The organism is Amycolatopsis sp. GA6-003, assembly GCF_046267895.1.
Classification (GTDB): Bacteria; Actinomycetota; Actinomycetes; order Mycobacteriales; family Pseudonocardiaceae; genus Amycolatopsis.
On sequence record NZ_CP176499.1, the window covers coordinates 4646802 to 4659922 of the forward strand.

General features: G+C 69.5%; 8 protein-coding genes. All 8 read right to left on the bottom strand.

All coding sequences use genetic code 11. The features are described 5' to 3' along the window. The 8 genes from F9C12_RS20695 to F9C12_RS20730 all read right to left on the bottom strand — a co-directional run bounded on the left by F9C12_RS20695 (position 1) and on the right by F9C12_RS20730 (position 13048). Positions 1–1530: a right-handed parallel beta-helix repeat-containing protein gene (locus F9C12_RS20695; RefSeq protein ID WP_409467038.1), complete on the bottom strand. Its 1530-nt coding sequence runs from the start codon at positions 1528–1530 to the stop codon at positions 1–3. Further along, on the bottom strand, positions 1527–3407 hold the full coding sequence (locus F9C12_RS20700; RefSeq protein WP_409466930.1) for an alginate lyase family protein: 1881 nt from the start codon (positions 3405–3407) through the stop codon (positions 1527–1529). Before F9C12_RS20700 ends, F9C12_RS20695 begins: the two co-directional genes overlap by 4 nt. Continuing rightward, the gene (locus F9C12_RS20705) at positions 3407–5572 is read right to left on the bottom strand and encodes a bi-domain-containing oxidoreductase (RefSeq protein ID WP_409466931.1); all 2166 of its coding nucleotides are present in this window, start codon (positions 5570–5572) and stop codon (positions 3407–3409) included. The genes F9C12_RS20700 and F9C12_RS20705 overlap by 1 nt, the downstream gene beginning before the upstream one ends. After that, the gene (gene asnB, locus F9C12_RS20710; RefSeq protein WP_409466932.1) at positions 5569–7473 is read right to left on the bottom strand and encodes an asparagine synthase (glutamine-hydrolyzing); all 1905 of its coding nucleotides are present in this window, start codon (positions 7471–7473) and stop codon (positions 5569–5571) included. Before asnB ends, F9C12_RS20705 begins: the two co-directional genes overlap by 4 nt. A gap of 14 nt (positions 7474–7487) precedes the next feature. Beyond that, positions 7488–9068 carry a Wzz/FepE/Etk N-terminal domain-containing protein gene (locus tag F9C12_RS20715; protein WP_409466933.1) on the bottom strand — a complete coding sequence of 527 codons (1581 nt, stop codon included), beginning with the start codon at positions 9066–9068 and terminating at the stop codon, positions 7488–7490. Next, on the bottom strand, positions 9065–10372 hold the full coding sequence (locus F9C12_RS20720) for an exopolysaccharide biosynthesis protein (protein WP_409466934.1): 1308 nt from the start codon (positions 10370–10372) through the stop codon (positions 9065–9067). The genes F9C12_RS20715 and F9C12_RS20720 overlap by 4 nt, the downstream gene beginning before the upstream one ends. A 137-nt stretch (positions 10373–10509) precedes the next feature. Then, a complete protein-coding gene (locus tag F9C12_RS20725; protein ID WP_409467039.1) occupies positions 10510–11583 on the bottom strand; it encodes a glycosyltransferase family 4 protein in 1074 nt (357 codons plus the stop codon). A 130-nt stretch (positions 11584–11713) separates the two neighbouring features. After that, positions 11714–13048, bottom strand: coding sequence for a nucleotide sugar dehydrogenase (locus tag F9C12_RS20730; protein ID WP_409466935.1), 1335 nt, complete (start codon positions 13046–13048; stop codon positions 11714–11716). Positions 13049–13121 lie beyond the last annotated feature (73 nt).

The following is a 13121-nucleotide window of genomic DNA, read 5'->3' on the forward strand; positions in this document are numbered from 1 at the left end:
TCAGCCACCCCCGTTCGGCTGGTAACTCGAATTCGCGTCCTGGTGGTACGGCGCGCTCTGCCATTCGCCGATGCCGATGATGTTGCTCATCTCGCGGGCGACGAAGGTCCACGGACCGGCATAAGCGTTGTCGTGCCAGGAATTGCCCTGCTGGAACGTGATCGCCTGCTGGATCACCGCGCCCTGGTACGGTGACCAGGCCGGATAACTGCCGAAATTCGACAGCACGCCCATCCGGCCGCAGATCTCCTCGCAGCCGAGCGCCTTCGAGTTGAGCGTGAACTGGTTGTGCTGCACCACGACCCGCTGAGTCTTCCACCGGCAGTCGCTGTACAGCGGTTTCTGCGAGATCGCCGGCGCGGAACAGGTACTGACATTCGGTACGAGTTTCGTGCACGAGCCGCTGGAGGTGTTGGCCGGGCTATTGCAGAACCGGTCGGCGTTCTCCCACAGGATGACGCCGTTCCAGTTGTCCTGCAGCAGATTCCCGGAAACTTCCAGCTCGCTCGTGCGGGCCTTCAGCCGAGGTTCGCCGCCGGATTCGGAAAGGTAGATCGTCGCGGACGGGAACGGGTCGCCGCGATCGGCGTGCGCGCGGCCGTCGGGCAGGTTGTTGCGCCGGAACGTGTTGTTGCGGATGATCGCGTTGTAGCTGGTTTCGTAAATGATCGCCGCGCTGTCGTTGTTCTCGATCAGGTTGCCCTCGATCAGGAAATCGTTGTTGTTCGTGTCCGCCCACAGCCCGGTGCCGCGGTTGTCGTGGATCCAGTTGCCGACGACGTCCGCGCCGTCCACCGCCCAGAACTTCATGCCGCCGGTGCAGCCGCACTCGGGAACCTTGGCTTCCCAGTTCGCGGTGTTGTTGCCGGTGACCTCGGTGCCGCGCAGCACCAGCCCGGTCACCGCGGCGGTGCCGGAGTAGGCGTTCAGCCCGTACTGGCCGTTGCGCCGCAGGCAGCTGTCGAGGATCTGCTGCTTCGGCCCGGCCATCAGCCCGGCCCCGTCGTTGTCCTGCACCGTCAGGCGCCGGATGACCCAGCCGGGGGCCGAATCGTGGTTGACCACGCCCTCGTCGCGCGGCGCGGTGAAGCCCTGCACGGTGAACGATTCGAGCCGGACGTCCTTGGCCGCGCCCGCGAAGGCGTACCGGTTCTTCTTGCGCCCGTCGAACACCGCGCCGGGCGCGCCGAGGTAGACGTCCCCGTCCTTGGGCTGCACCTGGGCGTACTCGTCGTCGGTGAGCCGGTGCGTGCCGGGAGCGAGCCAGAACGTGGTGCCCGCCGGGGAGTTCTTCGTCTTTGTCGACAAGTCGTCCACCACGGCCGGATCCACCGCGACAGCTCCGGCGGGCGCGGTCGCCGGACCCGGCGGCACGTGGTCGCAGACCGCGGCGACCGGACCCTGCGGCGAAGTCGATCCGGCGACCGGAGCGGGCGCGGCTCCGGACGAGCTGCACGAAGCCAGCGTGAGCGGGAGCAACGCTCCCAGCAGCAGCAATGTCCTTCGCACGGTGGATCCTCTCCAGATCAGGGCAGGCGGAGCACGGTGGTCAGCGGTCCGGTGACCGGACCGGAACCGACGAGCGCGGTGGCGGGTTCGCGGCGGCCGAAGCCGGGCGAGTACCAGCCCAGCGGCGGATTCGTCTCGCCGCGGTGCGCGGTCCAGGCGAGCTGCGGCGGAAGCTCCATCGTCGCGGTGCGGCCGGACCAGGTGAGCCGGGCGGTGCTGCCCTCCAGCTCGACGGCCAGCAGCGGGCCGAGGTGGAAGGCGAGTTTGCCGGAACCCCCGCCGGTCACCTCGTCGACCACGGTCAGCGTCCGGCCGGACAGCTCCACGGTGCGGCGGTGCAGCGCCGGGGCGTAACCGTCGTGTTCGGCCTGCCATTGCGTGGGCGTCGCGGCGAGGGTGCGCGAGTTCGCATGGCGGGTCCACAGGAACGGGCCGCCGGAAGTCGATTGGTCGACTCCGCCGAGCTGCAGCGTGTTGTGGCCGAGCGTGGAGCGGAAGTACGCGCGCCACTCGGGTTCGCCGTGGTAGCAGTAGGTTCCCGGGTCGGCGAGGATGTCGACGCCGTCGTGCCGGACCTCAATGGACAACGCGTCGGCGTGTGCGTGCGCGGCGATGGCGAGGAAGCCGTGCGGCCCGCTGTCGCAGCGGCACCAGATCTCCGGACCGTTGTCGCTGCGCAGGATGGTCATACCCGCGTCCGAGAAAACCGGGCGCTGGCGGGCGTTGTCGAGTTGCGGCACCCGGGAGCGCAGCGCGGAGAACAACGCGGTGCGCACGTCGTCAGCGGGCATCTTCGGCCACCACTCCGCCCGGCCGAACAGCGCGTCGCCGGTGGCCAGCAGCGAATGCCAACGGTCCGAACCCGGTCCGTCCACGATCAGGCCGTAGCCGTCGTCGGCGTCGCCTTGGCGCGGCGGTCGCCCGGCACAGTCCACCATGGCCGCGAGCGCGTCGCACATCGCCCGCAGTTCCAGCCAGGTCGAACGCGGCAGCCGCGGACCCGCTTCCAACGCGGCGGCGAGGCCCAGCTCCAGCACGAGCCCGTGGTACTCGGTGGCCAGCTCGCGGTTCAACCCGGACGTGAAGGTGTTGGCCCGCAAGTGAAAGTCCAGCGAGCGGATCGCGGCGGACCTCCAGCGCGCGGATTCCGGGTACCAGTCGAACGCGCACGACGCCGCCAGCTGTCCTGCCGCCTCGGCCAGCACGTGGTTGTTGGCTGAGGTGCCCCGGCTCGGGAACGCCGCCAGCCACCGCTGGTGGTGCCAGATCTGCCGCAGCGCCTCGGGATTGTCCTCGAACAGCCCGGGCGCGCCGGACCAGCCGTCGAGCAACCGGCGCACCCACACCCACGACAGCAGCCGGATGCCCAGTTCGATCCCGCTCAGCCAGTGCACGCCGCGCATCGGCGGGTTGGCCGCCCACCACGACTTCAGGTGATCGGCCACCCGGTGCGCGTAACGGTCGTCGCCGGTCGCCCGGTACGCCGCGGCCAGCACGGTCAGATGCTGGTGCCGCGACGGTTCCCAGATCTGCTTGATGTCGCCGATCGCGTTCTCGTCCCGGTACGGGATCTCGAAGGAGTACCGGTCCCCCGGCGCGCGGCGGCCGGTCTTCGGATCGAACGCCCAGTCCGGTGCGACGAGGTCGTCCCGCGCGACGCCGAAGTACTCCGCGTGCCCGTCCATCAGCCGGTCCGCCGCCGCGACCAGCCGGTCCCGTCCGGTCGCCGGCAGCCGCGGCTCGGCGGGCCAGGCCGGGAACGTCCGGGTCGCCGACCAGGCCGGCCGCCGCCGGGGTTCGCCGCGCCACCGCTGTTTGCGCACGACGTCGCCGACGCGGCCGACGATCTCCGCCGGTCCCATCGCGGACAGTCGGCGCAGGTACCAGGACGGGTCCATCACCGCTCCAACCGCACCGGCGCGCCGGTTTCGAGGCTGCGGTGCACGGCGAGGGTCGCCAGCGTCGTGGACACGAGCGAGTCGAGGCTGATCGGCATCGCGACGCCGGTCTTCAACGCGGTGATGAACGCGTCGAGTTCGGCCTGCTGGCCCTTGTCGCGCGCCTTCGGCAGCCGCGAACTGGTCCAGCGCTTGCGCCCGTACACCGAGGCGCGGACGAAATCGTCGAATTTCAGCACCTTGCCGTCGGCGAGCACCTCCAGCGTTTCCTTCGGGAACGCGGTGCTGCCGCTGGTGACGTAGCTGATCGTCGCGGTCGAGCCGTCGGCGTAGCGCAGCAGCACCTGCAGGTCGTGGTTGCCCGGAGTGCCGATGGCGTAGACCGAAACCGGGTCGCTGCCGAGGAACCAGCTGATCGTGTCGATGAAGTGCCCGCCCTCGCCGACGAACCGGCTGCCCTCGGAATCGGCCTGGTTGTACCAGCTGTTCGCGTCCAGCCGTCCCGCGTTGACCAGGTACCGCACCGAAGCCGGGCCGACCCGCGGGCCGAACTGGTTCTTCGCCTCGACCAGCAGCGGCGCGAACCGGCGGTTGAACCCGACCTGCAACCGGTTGTTGCCCGATTCCGCCACCGCGTCCACGACGCCGCGCAATTCCTTCTCCGACAACGCGAGCGGCTTCTCCACGAAGACCGCCTTGCCCGCCAGCAGCGCCCGCCGGGTCAGCTCGGCGTGCGAACTGTGCCGGGTCACCACGAAGACCGTGCTGACCTCGTCGTCCTCCAGCAGCGCGTCCACGTCGGTGCTCGCCGCGACGAAGCCGAACTTGCGTTTCGCGTTGGCCCCGGACAGCGCCGACGTGGTGACGACGTCGGTGAGCAGCACGCGCTCGTCCCCGGCCAGATGCGGAAGGATCATCGACGACGCGTAGTTGCCCGCGCCGATGAACCCGATCCGCAGCCACTGCAACGGATCCGTGCGCTGGTCGACGACCGGAGCCACCGGAACCGCGGACACCACGCTTTCGGCCTCCGCGGGCGGCGCGTCCGGGTAGCGGAACAACACCGCGACCGCCTTCAGCGAACCTTCGTTGAGCGCCCGGTAGGTCTCGACGGCTTCCGCGAAGTCCGCGGTGTGGCTGATCAGCGGCGACACGTCGAGCTTGCCCCGTGCGGCCAGGTCGAGGAAGCATTCGAGGTTGCGCCGTTCCGTCCAGCGCACGTAGCCGATCGGATAGTCGCGGCCCTCCAGCTCGTAGGCCGGGTCGTAGCGGCCGGGCCCGTAGGAGCGGGAGAACCGGACGTCGAGTTCCTTTTCGTAGTAGGCGTTCCACGGCAGGTTCAGCGAGATCTTGCCGATGTCCACCACCCGGCCGCGGTCGCGCGCGAGCCGCGCGGCCAGCTCCACCGGATCGTTCGACGCCCCTCCCGCGGCGAGATACACCTGGTCGACGCCGTGTCCGCCGGACAGTTCGGCCACCGCCTGGTCGATCTCGCCGGACGCCGGATGCCCGCAGGCGAGCGCGCCCAGTTCCCGGGCGAGTTCGCAGCGCTGCGCGTCCGGGTCCACGCCGACCACGCGCGCCCCGCTCGCCACCAGCAACTGCACCACCAGCTGCCCGATCAGGCCGAGCCCGATCACCAGCGCGAGGTCGCCGAGCTGCGGTTCGCCCCGCCGGACGCCCTGCATCGCGATCGCGCCGACCGTCGCGAACGCCGCCTGCCGCGGCGAAAGCCCGGCCGGCACCTTCGCGTACAGATTCTTCGGCACCCAGTTCAGCTCGCTGTGCAGCGCGTGCTCGTTCCCGGCGCACGCCACGAGGTCGCCGACCACGACGTCGTCCACGCCCTCGCCGACCTGCTCGACCACGCCGCACAGCGAATAACCCAGCGGCGTATAGGAATCGAGCTTCCCGGACACCTTGCGATACGTCGCGGCGAGCCCGTTCGTCGCGACGCTCTGCATCACCTTCGCGACCTGGTCCGGCCGGGACCGGGCCTTGCCCAGCAACGACATTCCCGCCTCGGACACCTTCATCATCTCGGTGCCGGTCGAGATCAGCGAGTACTGGCTGCGCACTAGCACGCCGCCCGGTTTGCACGCCGGCACCGGGACGTCGAGCAGGGCCAGCTCGCCGCTCTTGTAGTTCTGCACTACCTGTTTCACTGGACTCCTAGCCGCTCTCCGCGGAGGGCACCGCGGTACCAGTACTCGAGGGTCAGCACGTGCCAAAGGTGTTTCGCGCGGTCCTCGCGCCCGGCGGCGTCCTCGGCCACCAGCTTGCGCAGGGCATCGCGTCGCAGGAATCCGGACTCGACCAGGACGCCGTCCTCGATGACCTCCCGCACCAGCGGCGCGAGGTCCCGGCTCATCCACGCTCGCAGCGGCGCGCTGAACAAGCCCTTCGGCCGGTACACGATTTCGTCCGGCAGGATCGCCGTGGCCGCTTTCTTCAACGCCACCTTGCCTTGCCGGCGGGTGATCTTCTCCCGGCCCGGCACCCGGAACGCCGCCCGGACCACTTCGATGTCCACAAAGGGCGTTCGCACCTCGGTGGAAGCGGCCATAGTGGACCGATCGGTATAGGCGAGATTCAAGCCCGGCAAGAACATTCGCGCGTCGGCGAGGCACATCCGGTTGACCCGGTCGGTCAGCGTCGTGTCGTAGTAGATGTCGGCGTGTTCGGCGAGCACATCGTCCACTTCGGACTTGAGATCCGGCGACACCAGACCGAGCAGCTCCGTCCGGTCGTACATGGTGTAGCTGCGCCGGAACGCCGTCTCCTCGGGCAGGTCCGCAAAGGACAGAAACCGCTTCGCGAACCGCACCGACCGGTAACCGCGCGTGGCCGACGCGACCGGCAGCCGGTCCACCGCCGCCCCGATCGCCCGGCGCGCCACCCCGGGCACCCGCCGGTACCGCAGCGCCAGCAGGTTCGCCAAATGCTTGCGGTACCCGGCGAACAGCTCGTCCGCGCCCATCCCGGACAACAGCACCTTGACCCCGGCCTCGCGCGCCGCCGAGCAGATCAGGTACGAGTTGATCGCCGCCGGGTCGCCGATCGGCTCGTCCAGGTGGTGCGTCATCCGCGGCAGCAGGTCCTGCACGTCCGGCGCGATCTCGATCTCGTGCAGGTCCACGCCGAACCGCCGGGCGACGATCCGCGCGTACCGCAGGTCGTCCGGCATCGCCTCGAATTTCGCGTCCTCGGGACGGAAACCGATGGTGTAAGCCGAAATCCCCGGCTGCTCGCGCGCGGCCAGCGCGGTGAGGTAACTGGAGTCCAGACCGCCGGAAAGGAAGGTCGCCACCGGGACGTCGGACAGCAGATGCTTGCGGGTGGAATCCTCGACGACCGCGTGCAGGTCGACCTCGCCGCGATACTCCGCGCCCTCCTCGGCGACCTGGCGGAGCGACCAGTAAGTCCCGGTGTCCGTGCTGCCGTCCGGCCGGAACCGCAGCCAGGTACCCGGCGGCAGTTTCTCCGCCTCCCGGTAAGCGCACCGGCTGTCGGGCACCCAGTAGTACAGCAGCGACGCGATCATCGCCGCCTGGTCCACGTTCAGCGTGTCCCCGAGTTCGCGAGCCAGCGCTTTCAGCTCCGACGCGAACACGACCCCGCCTCCGCGGCGCACGAAGAACAGCGGCTTGATGCCCAGCTGGTCCCGCACGAGGACCAGCTCGCCGGTGCGTTCGTCGTACACCGCGAAGGCGAACATCCCGCGCAGCCGCGGCAGGCAGTCCGTGCCCCATTCCCGCCAGGCCCGCAGCAGCACCTCGGTGTCGGAGGTGCCGCGAAACCGGACCCCGGCGGCTTCGAGTTCGGCCCGCAGCTCCGGGGCGTTGTACAGCTCGCCGTTGTAGGTCAGGGCCAGCCCCTCGGCGGTCATCGGCTGCGCGCCCGTTTCCGACAGGTCCACGATGGACAGCCGACGGTGTCCTAAGTGGACTTCCCGGTGGTCGTAGCGGCCGTCGCCGTCCGGGCCCCGGTGCGCGAGGCACTGGGTGAGCCGGTCGGTGAGCGGGCCGCCGTCCGGCCAGCTGTACGCGCCCGCGATGCCGCACATGCGTGTGGTTCCCCCTAGCTTTCCTGGACGGGTTTGAGCCGCCTCGTCGGTGCGTCCGGATCCACGTCCATCCGGGTGACCGGGCGGAGCCTGCGCTCGGTGTCCCGCTTCGTCGGCCATTCGATCGGCCTGGTCTCGTCGCGCAGTTCCAGCTCGACCACCTCGCGCCGTTTCTTCGCGACCACCGCGGCCCGCCCGCGCAACGCGGTGTGCAGCCCGTCCCAGAGGGTGCCGTCGGTGCGGTCCTTCGGATCCGGATCGACCAGCACCACGCCAAGGATCGGCACGCCGCAGTCGGCGAGCTGCCGCGCGACGGTGTGCAGCCACTGCGTGTTCGCGAACCCGGCACGCACCACCAGCACGGTCTCCGCGCCGAGCGCCGACAGATCGGTCCACGCCGTGCCCGGAGCGGCCGTGCCGACCCCGACCCGGCGCACCGCCCGCGCCACCGCGGGGTCGCCGGCCTCGACGACCTGGACGTTCCCCTCCACCGGCAGCTTCGACACGTCCTTGCCCGGCAGGTCGTCCACGAGCACCACCGGCCCGTCCTCGGCCAGCGACCGGCCGAGTTCCACCGCCAGCTCCGCCGCGGTCGCGGCCGCGCCGATTTCCAGCAGCGACAGCGAAGCCCGGTCCTCCCGAGCCGCCCGCGCGAGCGTGAGCGCGACCCGGCTGGTGTCGGTGACCGCCTTCGACCGCCGCCACAGCCTCGCCGGGCCGATCGGTTTCACGCCGACCTGCGCGATCACCGAAGCCCCGAGGTGCTGCGAAATTTCGCGGCGCAAGACCGGCCGGTCCCGGACCAACGCGGTCACCGCGGCGAACGCGAGCCCAAGCGCGAGGCCAAGCGCCAGCCCGACCCCGGCGGGCGTGCCGTAAGCCTTCAGCTTCGAGACCGGCTGGATCGCCGGCGCGTCCACGATCTGCGTCCCGGCGATGACCTCCGGCGACCCGATCCCGGCCTGCTGCGCCTGGTTCTGCAGATCGGCGATCTTCGACACCAGGTTCGCGCGCTGGGTGTAAAGCTGCTCCAGCGCGCCCGCGTTGGAGTTGCGGCCCTTCGCCACCTCCGTCGCCGCCTGGTTGTCGATGTCCGCCAGCTGCGCCTGCGCCTGATCCCGCTGCTGCAGCAACGCTTTCGAGCGGCCAGTCGCGGCTGCTTGCGTGCGCTGGGTGTGATTGGCGATGAACGCGTCCGCGAGCGCTTTCGCCTTCGCGACCGCGTCGTCCTTGGTCTTCGCCTTGACCGTCACCTGCAGGACGTTGTTGGTGAGACCGAGCCCGGCGTAATCCTTCAGGAAATCCGACGGCGATTCGGTGCTATTGATCCGTTTCAGCGCGTCCGCCGCCATGTTCGCCGTCGAAAGCACGGCGACGTCGGTACGCATCAGCGTGCCGCTGTCGGTCGGCGAATCGTCCGGGTGGATCACCATGATCTTCGTGACCGCGGTGGGCGGCGCGGGCAGCAGAATCGCCACCGCGCAGCCGAGGACCAACCCGGCCAGCGCGGTCGTCAGCCAGAACCGCCGCTTGCGCCGCAGCGCGACCACCAGCCGCTGGAGGTCGACCAGCGGCTGGACCTGTCCCGCGCTCATCGCGCACCCGCCAGCTCGCCGGTGCGCTGCTTCGCGGCCGGCTTCGGCCCGCCGGCCAGGTGAACCTCCCGGGCCAGCACGGCACCGAGAATTTCGTGCCCGGCGTCCGAGCAAGCCTCCGAAATCGAAACCAATTCCCACGCGTTGTGCGAACCGAGCGACACCACCACGAGCACCCCTGCCGTTCCGTCCGGCACGATCGGCTGCGCCCCGGGTACCACTTCGATTTCCGTTACCGCCACCTCGACGCGAAGGCGGTCGCCGCGCGCGGTGTCCGCGAACTGCTCCGCGACCTTCCGCGCCGAGGCGTCCCCGCGCGGAACAAGGATCAGCAGCCGCAACACTCCGTCGCGGTCCGCGCCCAGCCGCGCGAGCACGCGGCGGTACCGCACCTCGCGCGCCGCTTCGTCCGCCGACGCCGGCACCTCGGGCAGATTCCACGGCTGGGCGTTTCCGACCGCCTTCCGCCACCACTTCACCGGTGCGTCCGAAGCCGCCGGGATGTCGATGCTCGCCAGCACCGGCGCACCCAGCGCGGCCCCGATTTCGCCTTCGCTGCGCGGCCTCCGATCCGTCCGCGCCCCGAACAGGTAGGCCAGAACCCCGAGCACGAAGAACAGCACCGCGCCGCCGGCCGTCAACTGCGGGAGCGTCGGCGCGGACGGCGAAGACGGCCGTTCGGACGGGCCGAGCACGACCATGTTGCCCGCGCCGGTCGCCGCGTCCGCCGCGTTGAGGTTGTTGACCGCCTGTTCCAGCGCCGTCCGCAAGCCCTGCAACGTGGTGCGGGCCTGCACGCCCTCGACGGAATCGCCGTTCGCCACGGCCTTCGACAGGTCGAGGATCCGCTGGTTGGTCTGGGTGATCTGCTGCCGCAGCGCTTCCTTCTGCTGTTGCGCGAGCTGCGCGGCCTGGTCGGCGGAATTTCCGAGCAATTGCGTCGAATACTTCACGAATTCGCCCGCGACCTGGTCAGCCAGCTGCTGCGAGCGTTCCGGGCTGGAGCCTTTCGCGGTGATCGTCACGACATTGCCCTGCGCGACGGACGCGGCGACCGACTTCTGCAGATCCGTGCCGCGAATCCCGAGCCCCAGCGCCGCGGACGCCCGGTCGAGCACCACCGAACTGGTCGCCACCTGCGCTTCGGTGAGCAGTTCGTCCGGCTGCCGCGGCCCCTGCAGCAGCACACTGGCCTGCGCCTCGTAGCCCGGGGAAAGCACGGTGGAAGCCCCGGCCCCGACACCCGCGCCGACTACCGCGAGCAACAGCAATGCTCGCCAGCGCCGGCGCACCACCTTCCCCACGACGGAGAGGCGTATTGTTTCGTCACTCAAAACCAGGTCTCCCCTCACGGGCCGACGCACGGGTCATTGACCCCGTCGCGGCACCGCACCGGTTGGTTACACCATCCGGCCGAACCTTGTTCGAAACGCGACCCAGCTCAACCCAGCGCACGCTCGTACGCCTTGATCAACGCCGCCTGCGAATTTCCCCAGGCGAGCGGTCCGCGCACGCGTTCCCTGCCGAGCTTTCCCATCCGTTCCCGCTGCTCCGGGTCGTCCAGGAGCAGGGAGACGAGCTTCGCGAACTCCGCGATGTCGTTGGCCGGCGCGTAAAGCGCGGCCTCGCCCGCCGACACCCGCGCCTCGCGCAATGCGAACGACACCATCGGTTTGCCCATGGCCATGTACTCCATGACCTTGTTCATTGTCGACACGTCGTTGAGCGGGTTGAGCGGATCCGGCGAAAGGCACACGTCCGCCGCCGACAAATACCGCAGCAGATCCTCGTCCGACACCCGGCCGGTGAATTCCACCTGCCCGGACAAACCCAGCTCACGCGACAACGCGACCATCTCGTCGAACGTGTCGCCCGCCCCGACGAACACCGCGTGCCAGTCGTCGCGTCCCACCTCGTCGCGCAGGGAAGCGAGCGCGCGCAGGGCGTAGTCCACGCCGTCCTGCGGGCCCATCACGCCGAGGTAGCACAGCAGATTCGGCTTGCCGCGCTTGAGTTCCGGCTCCACCGGAACCTCGTGGAACCGCTCCACGACCGGCGCGCTGCGGACCACGAACACGTCCTCGGGACGCTTGCCGCCGCGGATCCGCGCGACCTGCCGATAACTCTCGTTGGTCGCCAGCACGACGTCGGCCGCGCGATAAGTGGCGCGTTCCAACGCACAAACGCCGCGGTAAAGGAAATCCTGCCCGCGGTCGAAGCGCGACAAATACAGTTCCGGCACCAGGTCGTGCTGATCGAAAATGAACTTCGCGCCCCGTCTTCGCAGCATCCGGGCGACGAGAAAGAGCAGATCCGGCGGGTTGCAGGCGTGCACGACGTCGACCCGGCCGATCTTGCGCGCGAGCCGGAACGTGTGCCAGAGCGCGGATCCGTACTCGCGTGCGTACCCGGCGGGCCCGCCGGTCGCCGCCTGGAGCGGATACCGGTGAATGTGCACCCCGTCGAGGACGATCTCGGCCTCGGTGTCCCGTTTCGTGCCCCGCGGGCAGATCACGTGCACCGTCATCCCGGCGTCGCGCAGGGTCTGGCATTCCTGCCATACGCGCCGGTCGAACGGCACGGACAGATTCTCCACGAGAATCAGCGCGACCCGGTTCCGCAGGATTTCGTTTTCGGAAAAGCCCTCACCAGGCAAGGCCGACGTACCCCTCTTCCGCCCGGCGCGCGGCGGCGTCCGGGACGCGGACCAGATCGACCAGCAGCGGCCCGCTCCCGTGCGGCAGAGCGGCCAGCACCTCCGGGTCCGAGGTGCCGATCAAGCACACCTCGGCGTGGTCGAGCACCTCCCGCACCGACCCGGCGAGCAGCTGCCCGAGATGCGGCAGCCGGCTTTCGATGTACTCGCGGTTGGCCCCCATCAACCGCGAAAGGCTGACGTTGGCGTCGTGGATCTTGAGGTCGTATCCCTTGCCGAGCAAGCGTTCCGCGAGTTCGACCAGCGGGCTCTCGCGCAGATCGTCGGTGCCCGGTTTGAAGGACAAGCCGAACAGCCCGACCTTGCGTTTCCCGGTCCGCGCGACCAATTCGAACGCGCGGTGGAGATGTTCGGCGTTCGACGGCAGCACGTGGGCGAGCAACGGCACCGAGACGTCCGCCTGCCGCGCGGCGTAGACCAGCCCGCGCAGGTCCTTCGGCAGGCAGGAGCCGCCGAAAGCGAATCCGGGCCGCAGGTACGCCGGGCTGATGTTGAGCTTGCGATCGGCCAGGAACACGTCCATCACCTGATGCGAATCCAGCCCGAGCGCCCGGCAGATCGCGCCGAGTTCGTTCGCGAAACCGATTTTCACGCCGTGGAAAGCGTTGTCCGCGTACTTCGTCATCTCCGCGACCGGGATCGGCACCCGGAACACGTCGCCGGGCAACCCGTCGTACAGCTTCGCCACGACGTCGCCGCTGGCCGGATCGAACTCGCCGATCACCGTTTTCGGCGGCTGGAAGAAGTCGCGCACGCTGGTGCCCTCGCGGAGGAATTCCGGGTTCACCGCGACCCCGAAGTCGACCCCCGCGGTACCGCCGCTGTGCTTTTCCAAGATCGGCACGAGCAGCCCGAGACAGGTGCCCGGCAGCATCGTGCTCCGGAACACGACGGTATGCCGGATCTCGTTGTCCCCCAATGCTTTTCGTTCTTTCAACGCGACCCCGATCTCCTCGGCGACGCGTTGCAGATACTCGGTGGAAAGACTCCCGTTGGGCGCGGACGGCGTGCCGACGCACACCAGGGAAACGTCGGTCTCGAGGATCGCTTCGGCCACCTCCGTGGTCGCGCGCAACGCCCCGGACTCGACCACCTCCGCGGTCAATTCCCCGATCCGTTCCTCGACCACCGGTGCCTTGCCGGCCCGCACGAGATCCACCTTCGCCGGATTGACGTCTACCCCGACGACCTCGTGTCCTTCTCCCGCCAGGCAAGCCGCGGATACGCACCCCACGTATCCCAGCCCGAAGACGCTGATCTTCACAACGGAACCTCCGCCCGACCGCTCGCTGCTCATTGGTCGGAGCGCGGACGGGCTTCGTTACCGGTTCCGCGAA